This window comes from Peptostreptococcus canis (assembly GCF_014229965.1).
GTDB lineage: Bacteria > Bacillota > Clostridia > Peptostreptococcales > Peptostreptococcaceae > Peptostreptococcus > Peptostreptococcus canis.
In genome coordinates, this window is record NZ_JABGBW010000001.1 from 384,868 (window position 1) to 408,297 (window position 23,430).

Below are 23,430 nucleotides of genomic sequence, written 5' to 3' on the forward strand. Positions count from 1 at the left end.
TTAAATAAATCTAAAAGGTTGTGATATTGATTTTATTTGAAAAATAGCATTTATACTATTTTTGAATTTTAAAGGATGGTATTTAAAAATATACAATTTATGAGAACTTATGCATAAGAAATGAAAAATTTTAGTTCACAAAAAAAGTAATAGATTTTTTTTGAAATTATGATATAATTGAAAGAGTGTTTAAAAAAACAGGTGAGAGGTGTCTATTATGAAGAAGAAAGAAAATTATATTGCAAGAAAAAAAATCCATGAAAATAAAGAAATTTTTCATGCCAAACAAAAAATTGCGATAGAAAAATTTGGAGAAATTTTTGAGGATGAAACTTTCTTTGCGTTAGAGCTTATGCATAATATGGAGCTGAGCCTTGAGTTGGACAGAGAATATGATAAAAAATATAATATAAAGAAGAACTTATGTTAAATAAAAAAACAGGCGGGATTAATATTATCCTGCCTGTTTTTAAATCTATAATTTATGTATTTTTTCATCCATTAAAAGTGTAGCAAGTTTAGCCGCCTTATCCGGATTCATAGAACCTAGAGGTAGTCTAAAATCACCTACTTCATATCCTAGCATATTCATTGCAGTTTTTATAGGTACAGGATTAACTTCTTGTGTTAGAACTTCATTAATTTTAAGCATTCCAAAATATATGTCTCTTGATACGGAAATATTTCCCTTATCAAAATTATTTATAATTCTAGATATAATATCCGGGTATATGTTAGCAACTGTAGAGATTACTCCTGTGGCACCCAAAGATAACGAAGGGAACAATAAAGAATCATTTGCACATATTATTTCAAAGTTATATGGAGAATTTGATTTAATGTCAATATATTGTTTAATATCGGATGAATTTTCGATTACTCCAACGATATTTTTAATTTCTGATAATTCCATAAGCAATGAATGAGATATGTTGACTCCTGATTTCTCGGGATCATTTTCTATGTAACAAGGAAGGTTGGCTGCCATAGATATAGATTTATAGTGGCTTAATAATCCCTGCTCATTTCCTATATTATAGTAGGGTGGCGATAGAATAATTCCATCAATACCCATTAATTTCGCTTTGATTGAAAGTTTTATAGATCTACTTGTGTCATTAAATCCTGTTTGAGCAATTACAGGGATTCTTTTGTTTACCCTTTTGGCTACGGTTTCTATAACGGAAATAATTTCGTTATCATCCATAGTATAAAATTCTCCAGTGTTTCTTCCTATTACGATAAAATCAGCTCCATTATTGATATAAGTATCAACTTGACGTTCAATATTTTCAAAATCAATTTCATTGGTTTCTAAAAATGGTGTGATAACATTTATACCTAATCCTCTTAACATAATACTTTACTCCTTTATAATATTTTACTCTTAAATTCCAATATCAAATTTAAATATTTTTGAAAAAATAAATAAATTTCAGCAACTATAATTATATAACATAATTGTGTTATTGTGTGATTATATAATTCAATTGAGTACATTTTTATTTTATTTGTGTTTTTACTAATACCCAATAAAAAAATAAAGTATTCATCCATAGATACTTTTGTAATAAATTTAAAATTATTCCTTGATTTTTTTTTAGAAAAGTGACAAAATATATAATATGTGTTAAGAGAGTGGAGGAAATTATGGATACTTTAAAAGAATTATACAAAATAGGATGTGGACCATCTAGTTCACATACAATGGGACCGCAGAGAGCCACAAAAAGATTTATAGAAAAAAATCCAGATGCAGAAAGCTACAGATGTACACTTTATGGAAGTCTTGCTGCTACTGGAAAAGGTCATTTGACTGACTATATAATTGAAAAGACAATTGAGCCAAAAAAAGTTGAGATAATTTGGAGAGAGGATATAAATCCCGAATTTCATCCAAATGGAATGAAATTAGAAGCATTAGATAAAGATGGTAATCCTTTCGATGAATGGACTGTTTATTCTGTTGGTGGCGGTTCTTTAGCTGAAGAAGGAAAAAGAAATCAGCCCGATGGTAAAGTTTATTATGAGCATAACAAATTAGACGATATAATTAAATACTGCAAGGAAAATAATAAGAATTTTGTTGAATATGTATTGGATAGAGAAGATGATGATTTCTTAGAATATATGGAAAAAATAGCTGATACAATGAAGGCGGCTATTGACAAGGGGATTGAAAGCAGAGAAATTTTACCGGGTAAATTATTATTAAAAAGAAGAGCATCAAGATTTTATAAAAAATATCTTGCAACAAAGGATTATACTACTTTAGATTATGCCTTTGCACTTGCAGCATCAGAGGAAAATGCCTCAGGAGGAACAATTGTTACCGCTCCTACTTGTGGTGCCGCAGGGGTATTGCCGGGAGTATTTTTTTCATTAATGGTACATAATGGGTATACTAAACAACATGTAATAGAAGGATTAATAGTTGCGGGATTGATAGGTAATTTAATAAAAACAAATGCATCTATATCTGGTGCCGAAGTAGGATGTCAGGGAGAAGTAGGAAGTGCCTGTTCAATGGCATCAGCCGGTGCGGCATACTTATTTGGTGGAACTTTAGAGCAAATTGAATATGCTGCTGAAATAGGTTTAGAACATCATCTTGGTATGACTTGTGATCCGGTTTATGGATATGTTCAAATACCTTGTATAGAGAGAAATGCTATGGCTGCTGAAAGGGCAATTGCCGCTGCAAAATATGCTTTAAATACTGAAGGAAGTCACACAATATCATTTGATCAGGTTACAATTACCATGAAAGAAACGGGAATAGATTTAATGGATAAATATAGAGAAACTGCAAAAGGTGGTTTAGCTAAGTGGTTTGAATGTTAGTACTTATAGTCTATGAAAGATAAATTCCGGAAAATACTAAAGTAAATAATGATATTAAAAAGAATATGATGTATAATATAGAGGGGATATTTCAAAATATGTCCTCTTTTTTTCGTGAAATTTTAAAATAGATTTTGTATTATAATAAAATAAGATTTAAGTATAAGATAGAAATTTATGAGAGGTGATATTATATGGAACAGTACGGTAACTTTGCATATATATACGATGAATTAATGGATGATGTTGATTATGAAAAATGGGTGAATCACATAGAAAATTTATTTATAGAAAATGGTGTAAAAGTGAAAAATATACTTGAACTTGCATGTGGTACGGGAAATTTAACAATACCGTTAGCCAGAAAAAATTATGACATAGCCGGAATTGATATTTCAGAGGAAATGTTAGATGTAGCATTAAATAAATCGGAAAACATGGGTATACCACTGGTTTTATTACAACAGGATATGGTAAAGTTAGACTTTGATATTTACGATTTGGACTGCATATTATGTGCCTGTGACGGATTCAATTATGTCACTTCATTAGAAGAATTAAAAGGAATTTTTTCTAAGTCTTATGAGCTTTTGAAAAATGGTGGTATACTTTTATTTGATATAAGTTCATACTATAAAATCAGTAAAATATTGGGAAATAATTTTATGGGAGAAGCCAGAGAAAACATAGCTTATATGTGGTCTAACTATTATGATGATAAAACTCAACTAATTGATATGGACTTAGATTTTTTTGTGAAAGTACAGGCAGATGATGAGGAAGAAGATAATCTATTTGAACGTTATCATGAAACTCATCAGCAAAGAGCTCACAAAATAAATGAAATAGAATCTATTTTAAATGAAGTGGGATTTAAAAATATAAATTGTTATGGTGATTTTAGTATCTTAAAACCAGATGAAAAATCAGAAAGAATATTTTTTACGGCGATAAAGAAAAAAGGAAATTAATTAAGGAAAAGAGGTAAATATGAAGGATTATTGTATAAGAGTTACAACTGAGAATAAAGAAGTAAGAGGATTTTTTTCAACTACAAAAAATATGGTAGAAACAGCCAGGGGATTTCATCATACTACAAAAGTCACAACTGCCGCATTGGGTAGAACACTTACAGCGACTTCTATGATGGGACTTATGATGAAAAATCCGACGGATAAAGTAACAGTAATTATTAAAGGTGGAGGACCTATTGGAACCATACTTGCAACATCAAATTCTCATGGTATTGTAAAAGGTTATGTGACTAATCCCGAAGCGGATGTTCCCAATTATGACAATGGTAAACTAAATGTTGCGGGAGTTGTTGGAAATGAGGGTACAATAAAAGTAATTAAAGATTTGGGATTAAAAGAGCCTTATAATGGTGAATACGATATAATGAGTGGGGAAATTGCACAAGATTTTACATATTATTTTACCGTTTCAGAGCAAACGCCATCAGCCGTTGCACTAGGTATACTAACTAAATCTGATGAGGTTGAACAAGCAGGTGGATTTATAATACAGATGATGCCGGATGCCACAGAAGAAACAATTACCACAATAGAAAATAATTTGAGTAATTTGAAATCCATAACACAACTCCTTGAAGAAGGAAAAACTCCGGAAGATATTATGGAAATAGTATTAAATGGATTAAACCCGGTTATTCTTGATAAGATAGGGGTAGAATTCAGATGCGACTGCTCAAAAGATAAGGTATCAGAGGTTTTTGTAGCCATTGGAAAAAAGGAATTAAAAGATATTATTGAGAAAGATAGAAAAGCGGAAGTAGGATGCCAGTTTTGTAATGAACATTATACTTTTACAGAAGAAGAGTTGAGAGATATATATAATGAAATGTAGGTGTAAAAATGAGATTAGACAAAATGTTAGGAAATCTTGGATATGGAACCAGATCAGAAATTAAAAAATTCTGTAGGCAAGGTATGGTAATTGTTAATGGAGAAGAAGCAAAAAAGTCTGATATCCATGTAAATCCTGAATTAGACGAAGTTTTATTCAATGGCAAAAAAGTTAATTACAGAGAATTTATATATTTAATGCTGAATAAACCATCCGGATATGTTTCGGCCACATTTGATAAATACGAACCGACTGTCATAGAACTAATTGATGAAAAATATTATACATTTGAGCCTTTTCCGGTAGGCAGGTTAGATAAGGATACTGAGGGATTACTAATATTAACTAATGATGGCCAGCTATCTCACAGAGTATTATCACCTAAAAAGCATGTTCCTAAAAAATATTATGCAATAATTGATAGACTTGTAAAAACATGCGATATAGAATATTTTGAAAAGGGAATAGATATAGGAGAAGAACATATGACAAAGCCTGCCAAATTAGAATTTATTGGTAAAGGTACAGATGTCGATTTTGACAATCTATTCAATACAGAAAATGAATTTTTTGTGGAAAAGAAGTTCGACTTTAAAGATGGATTAGGAGCTGAAGTATATATCACTATTAGTGAGGGCAAGTTTCATCAAATTAAAAGAATGTTTAATGCTGTGGGTAAGGAAGTATTATACTTAAAAAGAATAAAAATGGGTGAGCTTCAACTTGATGAAACTTTGGAATTAGGTGAATATAGAGAATTGACTGCCGAAGAAATTTCAATGTTGGAAGGAAAATAAAGAGGTAATAATGAAAAGAAAAGATGTAATAGAATTAAAAGTTGGAAAAATGGAATTTGGAGGAGTAACACGTTCACTTTATGAAGGCAAACGAATAAAAATGAAAGGTGGTATTACCGGACAGCTTGTAAAAGCAGTGGTAAAAAAATCTAGAAGTGATAGTGGAGAAGTAAAAATGTTGGAATTATTGGAAGCATCTCCACTGGAAACTGCATTAACTTGTCGTCATTTTAGGGAATGTGGCGGATGTAATATGCTTTCAGTCGAATATTCAAAACAACTGGAAATAAAAGAAAATCAAATTTTGGAATTACTTAATGAAAATAACATTACAGGATTTGAATATCTTGGTATTCAGGGAAGTCCCCAAAACACCGAATATAGAAATAAAATGGAATTCACTTTTGGAGATGAAATCAAAGGTGGACCTCTTTCGTTGGGTATGCATAAAAAAGGAAGATTTATAGATATTGTAACAGTAGATGATTGTAGATTAGTCGACAGTGACTTTATAAAAATAATGGTAAACACGAGAAATTTCTTTGATGATAGAAAAATACCCTATTACAGAAGTTTTGATCACAAAGGATATTTGAGACATTTAGTGATAAGAAAAGGCGAAAATACCGGTGAAATAATGGTCAATATAGTCACTTCTTCTCAAATTGATTTCAATATGGAAGAATATGTGAGTATGTTGAGAGATCTTGAGCTTAAAAATAAAATTGTAAGTATATTACATACTGTAAATGATGGATTAGCTGATGCCGTTCAATGTGATGAATTGAGAATTCTTTATGGAAGAGATTTTTTCTATGAAGAAGTTTTAGGATTGAGATTTAAAGTATCACCTTTTTCTTTCTTTCAAACAAATACAAAAGGAGCAGAAGTTCTATATGAAATAGCGAGAGAGTTTGCAGGCGGAAAAGGAGACGGAAAAGTGGTTTTTGATTTATATAGTGGGACGGGAACCATAGGTCAATTAATGGCTAAAACCGCAAAAAAGGTTTATGGTATAGAACTTGTAGAAGAGGCCGTAGAAGCCGCTAATCAAAATGCCAAATTAAATGGACTGGGAAATTGCGAGTTTATAGCCGGTGATGTTTCAAAGGTGGTAAGTTCTTTACCTGAAAAGCCGGAGTTGATTATAGTAGATCCGCCTAGAGCCGGTATACTGGGTAACGGAGTAAAAGAAATCGCTGAATTTGGTGCAAAGGAAATTGTATATGTAAGTTGTAATCCTAGATCCTTGATTGAAAATTTAGTGGAATTTGAAAGTAGAGGATATAAAGTAAAAAAAGTTAAACTGATGGACCTTTTTGCTAATACGCCTCATTGTGAAAGTGTAGTATTGATACAAAGAGTGAAATCGTGAAAATCATGTATTTGCAGTTTTACAGGCATTATGTGTTTAATGAGGATGGCGAAGGAGGACGAAAAAAAGTCCTGAAAATTATATAGATGTGAATGTTTGTATTGGTATAGAAGCACTGATTATTGGATTCTTAGTTAGTCCATACGGAATATCGATGATTGGAGCTACTGTTATAGCATTCTTTCAAGGAATCAATGAAGCGATAAAATTAATCTAAAAAAATTCATAAAAATGGTTACCAAAGGCGATAGACAAGGAAGGCAGAGTATTTATCTATTTTGCAGTCGAAGAAATTATGAAAAGAAGAAATATCTCAAAGTCTACTGCCATAAAAACATTGGATGAGCTTGATATGAAAAAAAGGAATCGGACTTATTGAAAGGGTAAGGCTTGGATTTGGAAACATTTAGGCGAAAGCAAGACCTTAAATATATCCAAGTAGAAATCAGAAGTTGATATTTTGAAGAAATAAAAAGACAATCTATATTTCAAAATTAGAGATATATGAAAAGAAGTGGAACAAGCAGAAAGTGTTAGAAGCTGTATAGAGAAATTACAACAAGAAAATTGAGAACTGACACAGGCAAAGAAGCATGAGTTAGATCTGTAAAACTAATCAAAAATATGGTACAATACTATAAATATCGAGTAAAACAAATTAGAATTTGCGGAGGCTAAAGGGGTGCAGAAAAATAATAGAAAAATAGCGTTGATTGCTATCTTGTTATTTGCTATCATTCTAATTTTTATTGTTGGAATAGCTTTTACAGTGTTGGCAGTAAAAACAAATAGAATCAAAGATGACTATTCTGTTGCTATAAATAGTGAAAAGTATCAGACACCAGTTTTTGTTGATGGTATAGAGGTCATAAATCAAGATGTTTCTTGTGGATATGCTGTAATTGAAATGTTTTCTGCATGGAATGGCGGAAAAGTTACGGAAGAAGATCTTTATGAAAAATATGGAAAAGTCGTGACTTCCACAGGGAAAGCTTTTTGTGATGAGTTTAACCATCAGTTCCCCGAATTTCAGACAACAATGTACAAATACCTTACCAATAGCGAGTTGATTGACAAAGTATATGACTGTTTAGCAGATGGTGTTCCTGTTCCATTTGAATGGGCAGCAAAACATGATGACGAATGGACATTGCATTATTCACTGGCAGTTGGAATGGACATAAGAAATAACAGCGTTATAATTGCAAACCCATACGGATATATTGAAATAATTTCCTTAAATGAATTTGTAAATAGGACAAGTTTTAATTCATTTGAAAACATGCCTTTGTTTTATAACTTCGGATTTGCATTTGGTATTTTTGAAAAGAACACAGTTTTTATTCCAACAAGGGTACAATAAATCTGTATTTGTAGGGAAAAATAATAATGTCAAGATTAGAAGTGTAACATATGTGTTGACAAACAAGAAGACAAACTGCTAATATGTTGCAATTTAAAATAGACCCAACAGAACTTTTTGATATATAAAAATTTTTTAGACGATTAGAAATGAAAATCCAGTCGTCTTTTTTATTTACGAAAGTAGCAAATATGCAAGCAGAAAACAAGAAAAAAGTAAAAACAAGCATTGAAGAACAGATAAAAATTAAAGAAGAAAAGTTGCAACAAGATAGGAATCAAATTAAAATACTAAAGAGAAAACTTAGTGAAAAAATCGTAAAAAAAGAAATAAACGAATAATTGAAAAAGGAGCAGTATTTGAAAGTATATTTGAACAAACAACCACTTTTACAACAAATGGGAGAAATAAATACAAGAATTAAAGCAAGAACTAAAAGAAATCAATAACCAAAAAGAAGAAATTAAAAAACATTACAATCAAATCAATCACATCAAATATGCAACAAAAATAGTAAATGAAGAATATGAAATAGATTTAAGTATAGTCATAGATAATGCCATTCAAAATGGTGGAAAAGAAAGTATTATTAGTCAATTATAATTCTATAAAAAACAAATAGATAAAGACGAAGCATACAAACAAAAAGCCAAAGAAAAATAAAAAACACAAACTTTTAAAGGGGATGAAAGATAAAGTTTATGATACTTACAAGAATAGAAAAATATCTATGAAAATGGTATAATAGTAAATAAATTAGAATTTATAGATGATAATAAATTCTAACTATCCTTGGAGATAAAAGAAGGAAGTTTAGCGATTGTGAATGGTGATGCTTCAACAAAAATATTGATTAGCATCCAAGGAGGTCTTGAAAATGAAAATATTAAAATTTATTGTTATATTTCTTTTCATTATTATTATAATGGCTGTATTTTATATATTTAGAAATATAAATTATGATTATTCCGGAGATAAATTTTTAAAAAATAAATCTTCAAAGTTGGGTCTTGAAGAAAAACAGTTTCGATTAGATGATGGGAGTGTAATCAATTATGCGGAAGGTCCGGATAATGGTCCAGATATAGTTTTATTGCATGGACAGATGGTAGATTGGAAGGATTATCGTGCAGTTTTGCCTAAACTAACAAAAGAATTTCATGTATTTGCCCTTGATTATTACGGACATGGAAAATCAAGCAAAAATCCCGATTTATACAATATTGAGCGTATAAGTTCCGATATTGCTCTATTTATAAAAGAAAAAGTTGGTTTAAGCACTATAATTTCAGGACATTCGTCTGGGGCATTAATTACTGCCTATATTGCTGCTGAATTTCCGGAAAATCTCAAAGCTATAATCCTTGAGGATGGACCTTTTTTCGCTACAGAAAAGGGGCGGGCAGAAAGTACATTTTCTTACAAAACTTTTCAAAGTATCCACAATTATTTAACTGAAAAACCTAATGTAACTTATTTTGAATATTATTTAAAAAATAATCCGATGAGGATATTGTTTAATAAAAACGGTAATGATAACTGGCATAAAATTGTGGCTGAACCTGCTATGAAATTATTTAGAAAAGATATGACAAAAATACCTGTCATTTGGTACTATCCTCCCGAGTTAGGTGTTAATACCTTACTTCAATTGTCAGCGAACTTACAGGATAGAACAGGAGATTTTGACTTAAGATTTGGGAATACATTTTACGATTTTAGTTTTTTTAATGATACAAACCAAGAAGAAATTTTGAAACGAATTAGCATTCCGACTTGCATTTTCCATGTGAATCCGCCAAAAGAAACAGCTCCTTCTTATTACACAGCAGAAGGAATGCTCATCTCTGCAATGGATGAAAAAGATGCTCAACGTATAAATGAATTAATTCCTGAGAGCATTTTAGTTGAAGGATTTGATTCTACACACAATATTCATGTTGACCAACCGAAGGAATACATTAATAAAATAGTAGAATTCCTTGATATGATAGACAAGAAAAATAAATGAATATGAAGAAAAATTGTAGAAAAAATATTAGAATTTTGTATAGAGAAAATAATACAAATGAAATTAGAAATAATCTCGAAAAGGTTTTATAACTTAGGCATATTTAGAGGCAAAGAATATTCAAATAAATTAAAAAGTATACATAATTATGATATGGTAATCAATAAAAACTTACCTTAAATAAATATATATTTTGTAAGCCAACCAGACTGTCAATGAATTTTTGACAGTCTGGTTAGTTTATTATAATTTTGTTAATATAACTCTATGTTTTTTTCTTAATGGTCATATAAAATAGGCAAAAATGCCATATTCTTAGCAATTTTACAATATTTTACTCATAATCAAATTGTTTATCTTTTCTTATTTATAAATGATGAACCTAGATATTTTTTTATATCCTCATCGGAGGAAAAATCATCTATCAATATTTCTCGTCCGGTATCTTCAAAGACTACAAGTACCTCCGTATTTCCCTGTAAGAAAAACTTTTTTACAGTTTCTTCCTTTATTTCTCTTACTTTTATTATGTTCTTTTTTTCTTTTTCATAGTCTTTTGTATAATAACTTCCCATCATGTTTATTATCTTGGTATATCTATTCATTTTTCCTCCTATTATTTTACTTTTTTATGTGATTTATATGTTTTATATTTATGTTAATGAAAATAAATGTAAAATATATAATTGAAATTCATATTCTGTTCTCAAAAATTATATATGAAAAACAAATCAAAATCAATATTAATATCGAATATATGGTAAAATATATAAGGAAAGTATTGTATAAAGGTAGGTGATTTTATGCAATTAAAGAATATAAAAGGAAAGACAAACTGGATTCGAGGAGGAACGAATACAGGAGTGTATATATTTGAAGATAGAACTGTCCTTTTGATTGATACCGGAATAGGTGGAGATAGGCAAGAAAAAATAATAAATATATTAGAAGAACAAAAACTAAAAGTAAGATATATTATAAATACACACGAGCATGAGGATCACAGTGGTGGAAATTACCAAATAAAAGAGTATTTTAAAGATGTAAAAGTATACTCATCACATAAGGCAAAAATTTATATTGAAAATCCGGATATTTATATGGATTTTATAACAGGTGGTAGAAGAACTCAAAAACTTGTGGATGAAATGGGAAAATATATATTTAAAGAGGCGAAAGTTGATTATATTATAGAACCGGGAGACGAATTGGAGATTAAAGGTCATATTTTTAAAATAATAGATTGTTCAGGACATACAGAAGGAAGTATAGGGGTGGTCACGGATGATGGAATATTATTTTTAGGAGATTTGATGATTTCAAGAAACTCACTGGATAAATTTGATTTTTTATTTATGTGTGATTATGAAAGTCAAATTAGATCATTGGATAATTTGAGAAATATAGACTTTGAATATTCTGTGTTGGGACATTCAAGTGGAATATTTACAAAGAGAGAAACGCTTGAGATTGCAAATTACAATTATGATACTCTGATGAGATTGATAGAATTTGTGTTGAATCAATTAGAAGAACCACGAGACTTTGATGAAATAATAAAAGCTTTTCTAGATCATAAAAAATTAAGATGTAATTACATAGCGTATTTAGAATATAGAAATTCTTTAAATGCAACAATTGCATATTTACTTGATGCAGGCGTCATAAAATATATTTTAGATGATAATATATTAAAGTACGTACTTTCTGATGAAACTTTAATTGAAAGCGGAAGTATGTTTTGTAAGATTTGATTCGAAAGATTTTTTAAAGTTTAATCTTATAAGAAGGTGTATAATTTATATAGAATATAGATTTATGATATAAAATAATATAAAAAACTTTCTGATGAGTTAATTATTGTTAATATTTATTATATTAGTAAATTAGAAGGGAGGATTTATGGATTATCAAAGTTGGATGACTGCAATTGGTCCATATTCTAATGCCGTTGAAGAACTTAAAATAAAGTTTAGAAATGTAAGAAAAGAATTTTTAGAAAAAGGAGAGCATTCCCCTATAGAATTTGTTACCGGGAGAACTAAAAAGATATCTTCCATAATGTCAAAGATGAAAAAGCTGGATACAGATCATTTGGAGGATATAGAAGATATTGCCGGTATTAGACTTATGTGTCAATTTGTTGAAGATATATATGCAATTGTAGATTTAATTAAACAGAGAAATGATATGAGGATAATTCTTGAAAAGGATTATATAAGTAATGCAAAGGAAAGTGGATACAGAAGTTATCATGTTATTATTATGTATCCTCTTCACAGTATCGATGGATTTAAGGAAGTTCAATGCGAAATACAGATTAGAACCCTTTCTATGAATTTCTGGGCTACTATTGAACATTCTCTAAAATATAAATATGATCATTATATCCCGGATGAATTGGCAACCAGATTAAAAAGAGCTGCAGATGCTGCATTTAGACTTGATCAGGAAATGGGAGAAATAAGAGAAGATATTATCAAAGCACAGGAATTGTTTTCTGAAAAAGAGTATGCAACTACTGATACATTTGCAAGAGTTCAAAAACTAAAAGAAATTGGAGATATGGAAAAATATTTTTATTATAGGAATAAGCTTAATGAAAAATCCAAAATCAATGATATTATGGGAATTATTGAATTAAAGAAAGAGTTAGATGAAGTTTTGAAGGGGATGAAAATAGGTAGGGCAAGAGAGGATTTATTTTGATAAAGAGTTTGATAAATGAGGGGAGGATATTACCAAATTATGAAAATTTATGCAATTGGTGATTTACATCTTTCTACAGCGGTTGATAAGCCAATGAATATTTTTGGTGACAATTGGGAAAATCATGAAGAAAAGATTTTTTCTGACTGGATCGAAAAAGTTAATGAGGATGATATTGTGTTTGTTGTTGGGGACATTTCATGGGCATCGAAATTAGAAGATGCAAAATTAGATTTGGATAAGATATCGAAACTTCCCGGAACGAAATATTTTGTAAAGGGAAATCATGATTATTGGTGGACTACGGCAACAGGATTAAATAAATTATATGATGATAAAATGATATTTATGAATACAAATGTATATGGACTTGGAGAATATGCAATTTGTGGAACCAGAGGATGGATTACACCAAATGATATTAAATTTGAACAAAAAGATTCTGAAATATATAAAAGAGAGGCACATAGACTTAAACTTTCGCTTGAAAATGCAAAAAAAATGGGATATAAAAAGTTTATAGTTCTTATGCATTATCCTCCGACTAATGAAGAGCTGAATGAAACATTATTTATGGAGGTTATAAAAGAATATTCGCCCCAATATGTTATTTATGGGCATCTACATGGAGAAGAAAGCTTTGCATATGGGATAAAAGGTAAAGTAAAGGGAACAGAATATCATTTGGTTTCATGTGATTATATCAATTTTAAGGTCAAGGAAATTTTAGAATTAGATACTGAAGAGTGATTAACTAGATATAGAAAATAATTAGGGAGGATTATATGAAGTTAGCAATTATAGGAGCGGGGCTTATCGTTAAGGATTTTCTTACTATAGTCAAAGATTTACCAAAAATAAATCTTCAGGCGATAGTGGGTACCAATAGAAATGTGGAAAATCTTTTTAATTTAAAGAAGATGTATGAAATAAAAGAAGTTTATACTGATATAGACGAATGTTTAGAAAATTGTGATATAGATACAGTGTATGTAGCTGTACCAAATAATATGCACTATGAGGTTGTAAAAAAGAGTTTAAATGCGGGTAAACATGTAATTTGTGAAAAACCATTTACTTCTAATTTTAAAGAATTGGAAGAAATTTATAATTTAGCTATATCAAAAGATTTAGTATTAATTGAAGCTATTACGAATCAATATCTTCCCAACTATAGAGAGATAAAGAAAAACATAGATAAAATAGGTGATATTAAAATAGTTGAATGTAATTATTCTCAATTATCATCTAGATGGGAGAATTTTAAAAAGGGTATAGTGGCACCTGTATTTGATAAAAGTAAGGGTGGAGGAGCTTTAGTGGATTTGAATATTTATAATATTCATTTTGTAGTTGGATTATTTGGACTGCCTAAAAAAGTTGATTATTATCCTAATATAGTTAATAAAGTAGATTCATCCGGTGTATTAATGCTTGATTATATTGAATTTAAAGCTATTTGCATAGCAGCCAAAGATACTTTTGATAATAGTTATTCATTTATTCAAGGTGATAGAGGTATTTTATCAGTGAGCGGTCCTAATAATGGAGTGCCTAATTATACTTTGAAAAGCATTGATATGAATGTGGAAAAAACTAATATAAATATTCACGATCACAGGATGTTTAGTGAATTTTACAAGTTTATTGAAGTAATTGAAAATATGGACATGGATTTTGTAAAAATCCGGATGAAACATAGTATGGATGTAATGAAAGTAGTAGATATGGCCAGAGAGTCTGAAACAAGATATAAGTAAATAAACTGAAAAAATAGAGTTGATTTATATTATAATTTCTTAGTTGAAGCTATATAAAAACTCAAATTTTAAAAAATGTAGATAAGTTTGAAAAGAGGAGATAGTTTGAATATTATATTATCGAAGTTGAAAGAGGTATTTTTTTCGGTATTACCAATAACTATATTGGTTATACTACTTAATTTTACTATATCACCAATAGAGACTTCATTAATAATTAAATTTTTAATAGGAACGGTTTTCGTAGTAGTAGGTTTGACAATTTTTTTATTAGGAGTAGATATTGGCATTACACCATTAGGAGATTTAACTGGAATATCGCTTGCAAAAACAAATAAAATATGGATTGTTCTTGTGGCTGGATTAATTTTAGGTTTTTTTATTTCAATAGCAGAACCTGGGTTAATGGTTTTAGCAAGTCAAGTGAATTTAGTAACTAATGGCAATATCTCCAGTAATAGTATATTAATGGTAGTATCCATAGGTTTGGCTTTAATGTTATCTGTAGGATTTTTAAGAATATTTTACAATGTACCACTGTATAAAGTCTTAATGATATTATACTTAATAGTATTGGGAATAGCTATTTTTTCTTCTAGTGAGTTTTTAGGAATTGCTTTTGATTCATCAGGTTCGACAACCGGTATATTAGCTGTTCCGTTTATATTATCGTTATCAACAGGTATCTCGAAATTAAAAAAAGATAGCAAAGCTTCTGAAAAAGATAGTTTTGGTTTGGTAGCAATAGCATCAACAGGAGCTATTATATCTGTATTATTATTAGGAATTTTTAAAAATAATGAAAAATTTGCATCTGGATTGGAATTTGGAAGTGTAAGTAAGACTAGTATATTTGAATCATATATTAATATAATTATAGCACATCTAAAAGAAAGTTTTTTTGCAATATTACCTGTTCTGATAATACTGCTAATTTTACAAAAAATATCATTTAATTTAAAAAAAAGAGAATTTAGAAAGTTACTAACGGGGTTTACTTTTGCATTTATAGGTCTATTTATTTTTCTTTTGGGAGTAAATGCCGGATTTATGGATGTAGGAATAAGTATAGGTAATACTTTAGCACTAAAAGATAATAAAATATATATAATAGGAATTGGATTTATCATGGGGGTTGTAACTATATTGGCTGAGCCGGCTGTATATGTTTTAACTCATCAAATAGAAGATGTGACTAGTGGTTATGTAAATAGAAAGGCAGTTTTATTTCCGTTAGCAGTGGGGGTTGGGCTTGCAGTGGCATTATCTACCGTGAGGATTTTGGTATCTGAAGTACAACTTTGGTATTATCTACTGCCGGGATATTTGATATGTATTTGTCTCATGTTTATTACACCAAAATTATTTGTCGGTATTGCATTTGATGCTGGTGGCGTAGCTACCGGACCCATGACTGCAACTTTTATTTTATCTTTTATACAAGGGGCAGCGAATGCTTTCGAAGGAGCGGATGTTTTGGTGGATGGATTTGGTATGATAGCAATGGTTGCATTAATGCCTATTCTGACACTTGAAATTTTAGGTATAATATTTTTGATTATTTCTAATAAAAGGAGCGAGGAAAACAAAGATGAATAAAATTGGGGTTTCATCATTTGAATTGGCGTATATTATAGTAAATGATGGTATGGCTAGTAAAGTTTTACACAAAGCAAAAAAATACGGTATACCAGGAGGAACTATATTTCGTGGGAAAGGCACTGTAAATAATAAATTAATGAACTTTTTATCTCTTTGTGAACAAAAGAAAGAAATAATAGTTATATGTGCCGAGAGTATTTTGATTGAAGATGTATTAGAAAAACTTAATAAACAGTTTCAGTTTAGCAAACCTAATCATGGTATAATTTTTACTGTTAAAACCTGTGAAATAATAGGTTCAAAAAGTTGTTCGTGCAAAAATATTGGAAGAGGTGTTGAGGAAAATATGTATCAAGTTATTTTCACAATTGTCAATAGGGGTATAGGGGAAGATGTAATAGACGCTGCTAAGTTGGCGGGGTCTAAAGGTGGAACTATTGTTAATGCAAGAGGTTCCGGTATTCATGAAACGATGAAGCTATTTAATATGGAAATAGAACCTGAAAAAGAAATGGTAATAATTATTTCTAAAAAAGAAATAACAAATGAAATAGTAGATTCTATAAGAAAAGAAGTAAATATTGATAAACCTGGAAATGGAATTATTTTTGTTCAAGATGTCGGAAAGGTTTATGGTATTTATGAATAAAATATGTATTGATATAGATGGAACAATAACTGATCCATACCATTTTATACCATATCTAAATAAATTGACTGGGAAAAAAATTACGAGCAAAGAATATATTTCTACTGACTGGAATTTAGTATATGGAACGGAATTTGGGTGGATATACAATAATTTTGATGAGGATTTTTCATATATATATCAAGAGGCAAAGTTACTACCTGGTGTAAATGAAACTATTTATAAATTAATAGAAAATGGATATGAGGTGTTTTTTGTTACAGCAAGAGCTCATACTATTCATGAAATTACAAAAAAATGGCTTGTTGATGTTGGCTTAGGTGATATAGAACTATATTCATTGGGAGAAAATGATGAAAAAGCCTATTTGGCTAAGTCATTGAACTCTAATATATTTATTGAAGATGATCCGGAAAATGCGAAGAAATTATTATGTAATGATATAAAAGTAATATTAAAAAATGCAAATTATAATAAAGAACTAAGTGAGAAAAACATGGTTAGATTTGATAACTGGAATGAGGTATTTAGTATAGTTCAAAGAAAATTATAGTATTTTTAACGGTGAAAATTGTAATGATGAAAAAATGTTTTGCCAGTTTTTTGCTTTTATTTGTGTAATTATTTACATTTTTTGGTATAATTACCTTGATGGGTAAGTTTTAAAAGTTTATAAGGAGGAAATTATGGCATTAGTTAATACAAAAGAAATGTTTAAAAAGGCGTATGAAGGTGGATATTCTATAGGAGCTTTCAATATTAGTAATTTAGAACAGTTACAAGGTGTGTTACAAGCTTGTAAAGAAAGAAATTCTGCAGTAATTATTCAGGCTTCTAAGTCTGCAATAAATTATGCAGGTGTTGATACTTTAGTTTCACTTGTAAAGGCTGCTTCTGATGAAATAGGTGTAGATTGTGCCCTTCATTTAGACCATGGGCCAAACTTTGAAATGGCTAAAAAAGTAATAGATGCAGGATTTACTTCTGTTATGATAGATGGTTCACATTTTGATTATGAAGAAAATGTTGCAATTACTAAAGAAGTAGTAGAGTATGCTCATGCACATAACGTAACAGTTGAAGCTGAGTTAGGTGTATTGGCTGGTACAGAAGATGATGTAACTAGCGATGTTCATCATTATACTGATCCGGATCAAGCGGTTGATTTTGTAAATAGAACAGGAGTTGATTCTTTAGCAATCGCTATTGGTACTTCTCATGGTGCTTTTAAGTTCAAGGGTGAAGCTAAGTTAAGATTTGATATATTAGAAGAAATCCAGTCTAAACTTCCAAACTTCCCGATCGTTCTTCATGGAGCTTCTGCAGTGGATCAAAATGCAGTCGCTACTTGTAATCAATATGGTGGAGATATAGCCGGGGCTAAAGGTATACCTCTAGATATGCTTAGAAAAGCATCTTCAATGGCAGTTTGTAAGATAAATATGGATACTGATTTGAGATTAGCTATGACAGCATCTCTTAGAAAATTCCTTGCAGAAAATCCAAAGGAATTTGATCCAAGAAAATATCTTGGAGCTGGTAGAGATGCAATTAAGGATGTTGTTATAGGGAAAATTGATGACGTATTGGGATCAAAAGATTCACTTTAATTATTGCCAACTTATAAAAGTTAAAACTAGCATATGATTGTATAAAAAGACTCCAGTTCTGGAGTCTTTTTATATGAATTCAGTTTATATAGTTATAGTTAAAAAGAGAATTATCTTTATGAAATCTTAAGAAATAAGTATAGTTAAAATTTAGTTTTACTATGTATAATATAGGTAAGAATATAAGGATAAGAATATAAGGATAAGAATATAAGGAATAGGAGGAGGTCTTATGAAAGTTTTAATTTTGACAGCTAGATATGGTATGGGACATATATCAGCATCAAATTCTATAAAACAAGATATCATTAAATATAATAGTGATGCAGAAGTCAAAATAATAGATTTTTATAATTATACTTTCTCATCATTATCGAGATATTTTTATGATGCTTTTAGTTTCATTCTCAAGCATGCAACGAAATTATACGGTAAATTCTATTCTGAAAATGATAAGCCAGGTTCAAAATATGGGCCAGTAACTAGAATTCTTGCAAATTCTGCACAAATACTTGTTGCAGAAGAGGATCCGGATATAATAATATCTACATTTCCAATAATATCGCAGGCAATATCATTATGTAAGAAAAAGTATGGTATAAATACTCCTTTAATCACTTGTATAACTGATATAAGTAGTCACTATGAATGGATATCTGAGAATACAGATAAGTATTTAGTTCCTTGTGTGGATTCAAAATATGAACTGATTAGTAAAGGAGTAAGATCAGAAAGATTATCTGTATATGGAATACCCGTATCCGATGTATTTAAAAAACTTCATAGTAAACAGGTTGATATTATGCAAAATGAAAAAAAATTAATAAAAATTGGAAATTATAGAAAAAGAAAAGAACTGTTGATTATGGGAGGCGGTCTGGGGATGTTACCAGAGAACGAAAGTTTTTATAAAAAGCTAAACTCTGTAACTGACTTGCATACTACAATAGTAACCGGAAGTAATAGGAAGATTTATAATCAATTAAATAGAAAATACGAAAATATAGATGTGCTAGGGTATACTGATAAAATAAGTGAGCTGATGGAAAATGCCGATTGTGTTGTAACTAAACCGGGAGGAATAACGGTTTTTGAAGCTATATATTCACTAACGCCTGTAATTTCATTTGATACAATTTTGCCTAATGAGTTAAATAATATTAATTTTATTGAGGACGGTAATTTTGGGATTTCTCTTCACACCAGTGCGGAAAAAAACATAGATAGAATTATAAAGTTTATTAATGATGTGGAGAAAAGAGAGAATATAAAAAAATCAATGATTAGATTTGTATCTAGTTTGGATCAAGAGTATTTTAAAGACTTTTTATATGATATAAAGACTATAAACGAAATTGATGAACATAGGAAAGAGGTTGAGAAGATACTATAATGTTGGTATAAATTGGTGTAATTATATATTATTTATATATTATTTATATATTATTTAAAAGTTAGACGGCTGTAAATTAATTATTTATATTAATTAGCAGTCGTTTATTTATTTTTATAAATGCAAGCTTGAGTAAAGATATTTAAAGTATAATAGTTTGTAATTAAATAGGGAGGTATTTGTATGATTGGAGCTTATATCATATTGATATTGATTATAATTTTTTTCATACATTCTGTTATTCCTACATACTATAATAAGTACTTTAATACCAGTTGTATAAGGAAAACAGACAAAGAAAATGAAGTAATGCTCACTTTTGATGATGGACCAGATTCCAGATATATTTATAGATTATTGGAATTGCTAGATGATTTTGACATAAAAGCAATATTTTTTGTAGTGGGAAAAAATGCTGAAAAAAATAGAGGTATTATTACAGATATTATAAAAAACGGACATAAAATAGGATTTCATTCTTGGGAACATAAGAATGCAATGTTATATAGTTATAACTATACAAAAAAAGATTTTAAAAATACCGAAAGAGTAAGAAATAAACTAAATATAAATAAATTTTATTATAGACCCCCATGGGGGCACACAAATATATTTTCAATGTTCTTTGCTAGAAAATATAAAGCGGAGGTTATATACTGGGATGTGATGGCAGAAGATTGGAAGATTGAGAGTAATGCCAAAACTATATGTGATAAGCTTTTAAGGAGGACAAAAAATAAGAGTATAATTTGTCTTCATGATGCCGGTGAGAATTCAGGTGGAGATAAAGGTGCGACTGAAAATACAATTGAAGGATTAAGACTAGCTATACCAAAGTTGAAGGAAAAAGGGTACAGATTTATATTGCCTGATTAGTAAAGTTGGGTATAGTTTAGTGAAAATAATAATAGCAGTAAATAGATAAAGGAGAGTTTATGGAAGGATTACAAAATAAGAAAAATCAAATAATGGGAATAGGATTTATGATAGTTCTTATGATAGCTGTTATTTCATATATATTGAAAGATGAATCTGTAGACTCAATATTACAAGTTATTTCCAGTGCGAATAGTAATTTTATTATATTGTCCATATCAATGATGATTTTTTATAATTTATGTGAGGGAATCAATATATGGATAACCATGAAAGCTCTCAAAATAAAGGCATCTTTTATAAATTGTTTGGGATATGGATTTGTAGGTTTTTATTTTAGTTCTATAACTCCATCTGCATCCGGTGGTCAACCAGCTCAAGCATATTTTATGAAAAGAGATGGAATAACATTTACATCATCTTCTTTAAGCTTAATGATATTATTATTTGCCCATCAATTGGTTATAATAGTATTAGGTATAATAGCATTTTTTATAAAACCGGATGTATCTTTAACATATCAAACAGGATTTAATATATTATTGTTTTATGGATTTATATCAAATGCTATAATTTTAATAGGAATATTAATGTTTATATTTTCTCCTAAATTGGTATTTAAAATATTAAATACAGTAGGTATACTGTTATATAAAGTTAAATTGATAAAAAATAGAGAAAAGCTTCATAAAAGAATAGATAGATCAATTAAAGAATATGAGGCAGGTGCAAGGTATATGAGAAATAATCCTATACCTATTCTATGCGTAACAATTGTTACAATATTTCAGATTTTGTCACTATTTATTATACCGTATTTTATTTATATTGGGTTCGGATTGGGTAAATATAGTATGTGGGAAATTTTATTGACACAAGCTATTTTAAACATAGCAGTTTCATCTTTGCCTCTTCCGGGTTCTGTTGGAGCAAGTGAATCCGTTTTTTTGGATATGTTTAAGGGGTTGTTCGGTGATTTAATAATACCTGGAATGTTGCTTACAAGGATAGCAAATTTTTATTTTGCCCTTATTTTTAGTGGTATTATTTCGCTGATAATGTATGTTAAAAAAGTAAGATAAAATTCAATTTAAAAATGGAATGAGGTGTATTCTTTGTCTTTTAAAAATAAGATTCAGCAAGTTCAAAGTCAGAAATTGATTATGACCACAAATTTGGTTCAATCATTAAAGATACTAAATATGTCAAGAATGGAGTTAGAAGAGGAAATAGAAGTTGAGTCAATGACAAATCCATTATTAGATGTAACTATAGAAAAAAATGAAATAAATTGGGAGAAATATCTCAAAGATGCTAAGGATAGTTATATTTATGATAAAAATGAATTTGCCTATAGAGATAATTCTGAATATGACTTTGAAAACATGACCAAGAGTATTGACTCATTGTACGATAGTCTTTATGGACAAATAAATATAATGTATATGGAACCTAAGTATAAAATTATTTCAAATTATATAATTGATAGCTTAGATAAGGATGGGTACCTTAGAGAAAAAACAGAGGATATCGCGAAAGAATTGAATGAAGATGTAGATATAGTTAATTTATGTCTTGATATTGTTCAGCAACTTGAACCTGCAGGTATAGGAGCTAGAAATATACAGGAATGTATGTTGATTCAATTGAAAAGAGAGGGAATAGAGGATCCTGTAATAGAGAAAATTATCGAAAAAGATCTTAATTTGGTTGCAAATTTAGACTATAAAAGATTATCGTCTAAGTACCATGTAAAAAAGAATGTTATTGAAAATTATATAGATAGAATAAAAGCCTTAAATCCAAAGCCGGTTCAATTATCTAATGAAGAAATAGTGTATACTTATCCAGATATAATAGTTGAATTTGATGGTAAAAAATATGTAGCAAAGCCATATAACGATAAAAAAATAAGTATGAATATTAATCAATTTTATAGAGATTTAATGCTAAATACCAATGATGAAAGCGTTAAGTCTTATATTAGAGAAAGACTTAACAGTGCAAAGCAATTTATAAATGAAGTGAATGAAAGAAACTCGACAATAGTAAGAATAGCGAATGTAATATTGGAAATTCAAGAAGATTATTTCAAAAATAATGGAGACCTTAAGCCAATGTCTTTGGTGGATATTGCCGATAAATTAGATTTTCATCCATCCACTGTCAGTAGAGGGGTGAATGGAAAGTATATGTTAACTTCGAAAGGATTACTTGAATTTAAATATTTTTTCTCTACATCATTTAAAAAATGCGATGGAGAAGTTATTTCGACAAATTCTATAAAAGATGAAATAAAAAAAATAATTGAAAATGAAGATAAGAGAAAACCTTTAAGTGATAGCAAGATTGAATCCATTTTAAAAACTAGAGGTTATGATATTGCGAGAAGAACTATTGCAAAATATAGGGAAGAGATAGGTTATCTAAGTTCATCTATGAGAAAAGAAGTATAACTAATTAGTAAGTATATATAATCAATACCTTTTTTAAATAATATAACGATTATTTAAAAAAGGTATTGATTTTTTCTTTTACGGGGTATATAATAAACCTGTGGGACGGATGTTAAATA

At 29.3% G+C, this 23,430-nt stretch carries 23 protein-coding genes and 2 pseudogenes; 23 read left to right on the top strand and 2 right to left on the bottom strand.

The genetic code is table 11. The annotated features are described in order from the left end of the window. Window positions 1-217 precede the first annotated feature (217 nt). On the top strand, window positions 218-430 hold the full coding sequence (locus HLB29_RS01830; RefSeq protein ID WP_185623451.1) for a hypothetical protein: 213 nt from the start codon (window positions 218-220) through the stop codon (window positions 428-430). A gap of 45 nt (window positions 431-475) precedes the next feature. Here the strand turns inward: HLB29_RS01830 and dapA are convergent, their stop codons facing one another. Then, window positions 476-1,357: a 4-hydroxy-tetrahydrodipicolinate synthase gene (gene dapA, locus HLB29_RS01835; protein WP_207719487.1), complete on the bottom strand. Its 882-nt coding sequence runs from the start codon at window positions 1,355-1,357 to the stop codon at window positions 476-478. A 293-nt stretch (window positions 1,358-1,650) separates the two neighbouring features. Here dapA and HLB29_RS01840 point away from each other — a divergent pair, with 293 nt between their 5' ends. The 10 genes and pseudogenes from HLB29_RS01840 (at window position 1,651) to HLB29_RS01880 (ending at window position 10,256) form a co-directional block, all read left to right on the top strand. Further along, window positions 1,651-2,844 carry an L-serine ammonia-lyase gene (locus HLB29_RS01840; RefSeq protein ID WP_185623452.1) on the top strand — a complete coding sequence of 398 codons (1,194 nt, stop codon included), beginning with the start codon at window positions 1,651-1,653 and terminating at the stop codon, window positions 2,842-2,844. A 194-nt stretch (window positions 2,845-3,038) separates the two neighbouring features. Further along, entirely contained in the window at window positions 3,039-3,815 is a 777-nt protein-coding gene (locus HLB29_RS01845; protein ID WP_185623453.1) for a class I SAM-dependent DNA methyltransferase, read from the top strand. Window positions 3,816-3,834: 19 nt separating this feature from the next. Further along, window positions 3,835-4,710: an Hsp33 family molecular chaperone HslO gene (gene hslO / locus HLB29_RS01850; protein ID WP_185623454.1), complete on the top strand. Its 876-nt coding sequence runs from the start codon at window positions 3,835-3,837 to the stop codon at window positions 4,708-4,710. An 8-nt stretch (window positions 4,711-4,718) separates the two neighbouring features. Next, a complete protein-coding gene (locus HLB29_RS01855; RefSeq protein WP_185623455.1) occupies window positions 4,719-5,507 on the top strand; it encodes a pseudouridine synthase in 789 nt (262 codons plus the stop codon). Window positions 5,508-5,517: 10 nt separating this feature from the next. Then, window positions 5,518-6,882: a 23S rRNA (uracil(1939)-C(5))-methyltransferase RlmD gene (gene rlmD, locus HLB29_RS01860; RefSeq protein ID WP_185623456.1), complete on the top strand. Its 1,365-nt coding sequence runs from the start codon at window positions 5,518-5,520 to the stop codon at window positions 6,880-6,882. Between the two features lie 100 nt (window positions 6,883-6,982). After that, window positions 6,983-7,099 (top strand): annotated as a pseudogene (locus HLB29_RS09660) (CD1845 family protein); the annotation flags it as partial. A gap of 30 nt (window positions 7,100-7,129) precedes the next feature. Beyond that, window positions 7,130-7,283, top strand: a pseudogene (locus tag HLB29_RS01865) (replication initiator protein A); the annotation flags it as partial. Window positions 7,284-7,564: 281 nt separating this feature from the next. Beyond that, entirely contained in the window at window positions 7,565-8,245 is a 681-nt protein-coding gene (locus HLB29_RS01870; RefSeq protein ID WP_185623457.1) for a C39 family peptidase, read from the top strand. A 149-nt stretch (window positions 8,246-8,394) separates the two neighbouring features. Continuing rightward, window positions 8,395-8,586, top strand: a complete 192-nt coding sequence (locus HLB29_RS09620; RefSeq protein ID WP_207719488.1) for a hypothetical protein — start codon at window positions 8,395-8,397, stop codon at window positions 8,584-8,586. A gap of 536 nt (window positions 8,587-9,122) precedes the next feature. Further along, window positions 9,123-10,256 (top strand): alpha/beta hydrolase, encoded by a 1,134-nt coding sequence (locus HLB29_RS01880; protein ID WP_185623458.1) that lies wholly within the window; start codon window positions 9,123-9,125, stop codon window positions 10,254-10,256. Window positions 10,257-10,609: 353 nt separating this feature from the next. Here HLB29_RS01880 and HLB29_RS01885 read toward each other — a convergent pair whose 3' ends face one another. Next, complete coding sequence (locus HLB29_RS01885) at window positions 10,610-10,861, bottom strand: hypothetical protein (RefSeq protein ID WP_185623459.1); 252 nt, start codon at window positions 10,859-10,861, stop codon at window positions 10,610-10,612. Window positions 10,862-11,059: 198 nt separating this feature from the next. Between HLB29_RS01885 and HLB29_RS01890 the strand changes: the two genes are divergently transcribed. The 12 genes from HLB29_RS01890 to rpoN all read left to right on the top strand — a co-directional run bounded on the left by HLB29_RS01890 (window position 11,060) and on the right by rpoN (window position 23,311). Then, window positions 11,060-12,010, top strand: coding sequence for an MBL fold metallo-hydrolase (locus tag HLB29_RS01890; RefSeq protein WP_185623460.1), 951 nt, complete (start codon window positions 11,060-11,062; stop codon window positions 12,008-12,010). 148 nt (window positions 12,011-12,158) lie between these two features. After that, entirely contained in the window at window positions 12,159-12,965 is an 807-nt protein-coding gene (locus tag HLB29_RS01895; protein WP_185623461.1) for a GTP pyrophosphokinase, read from the top strand. Window positions 12,966-13,004: 39 nt separating this feature from the next. Next, window positions 13,005-13,715: a metallophosphoesterase gene (locus tag HLB29_RS01900; RefSeq protein WP_185623462.1), complete on the top strand. Its 711-nt coding sequence runs from the start codon at window positions 13,005-13,007 to the stop codon at window positions 13,713-13,715. Window positions 13,716-13,750: 35 nt separating this feature from the next. Beyond that, entirely contained in the window at window positions 13,751-14,725 is a 975-nt protein-coding gene (locus HLB29_RS01905) for a Gfo/Idh/MocA family protein (RefSeq protein WP_185623463.1), read from the top strand. A gap of 105 nt (window positions 14,726-14,830) precedes the next feature. After that, window positions 14,831-16,324, top strand: coding sequence for a DUF1538 domain-containing protein (locus HLB29_RS01910; protein ID WP_185623464.1), 1,494 nt, complete (start codon window positions 14,831-14,833; stop codon window positions 16,322-16,324). Next, a complete protein-coding gene (locus HLB29_RS01915; RefSeq protein WP_185623465.1) occupies window positions 16,317-16,976 on the top strand; it encodes a P-II family nitrogen regulator in 660 nt (219 codons plus the stop codon). The genes HLB29_RS01910 and HLB29_RS01915 overlap by 8 nt, the downstream gene beginning before the upstream one ends. Next, window positions 16,960-17,529 (top strand): 5' nucleotidase, NT5C type, encoded by a 570-nt coding sequence (locus HLB29_RS01920; protein WP_207719490.1) that lies wholly within the window; start codon window positions 16,960-16,962, stop codon window positions 17,527-17,529. The genes HLB29_RS01915 and HLB29_RS01920 overlap by 17 nt, the downstream gene beginning before the upstream one ends. A gap of 133 nt (window positions 17,530-17,662) precedes the next feature. After that, window positions 17,663-18,586, top strand: coding sequence for a class II fructose-1,6-bisphosphate aldolase (gene fba, locus HLB29_RS01925; protein WP_185623467.1), 924 nt, complete (start codon window positions 17,663-17,665; stop codon window positions 18,584-18,586). Window positions 18,587-18,818: 232 nt separating this feature from the next. Further along, window positions 18,819-19,979, top strand: coding sequence for an MGDG synthase family glycosyltransferase (locus tag HLB29_RS01930; RefSeq protein WP_185623468.1), 1,161 nt, complete (start codon window positions 18,819-18,821; stop codon window positions 19,977-19,979). A gap of 183 nt (window positions 19,980-20,162) precedes the next feature. Then, entirely contained in the window at window positions 20,163-20,855 is a 693-nt protein-coding gene (locus tag HLB29_RS01935) for a polysaccharide deacetylase family protein (RefSeq protein ID WP_185623469.1), read from the top strand. A 59-nt stretch (window positions 20,856-20,914) separates the two neighbouring features. Continuing rightward, the gene (locus tag HLB29_RS01940) at window positions 20,915-21,937 is read left to right on the top strand and encodes a lysylphosphatidylglycerol synthase transmembrane domain-containing protein (protein WP_185623470.1); all 1,023 of its coding nucleotides are present in this window, start codon (window positions 20,915-20,917) and stop codon (window positions 21,935-21,937) included. Window positions 21,938-21,961: 24 nt separating this feature from the next. After that, entirely contained in the window at window positions 21,962-23,311 is a 1,350-nt protein-coding gene (gene rpoN / locus HLB29_RS01945) for an RNA polymerase factor sigma-54 (protein ID WP_334298236.1), read from the top strand. Window positions 23,312-23,430: the final 119 nt, after the last annotated feature.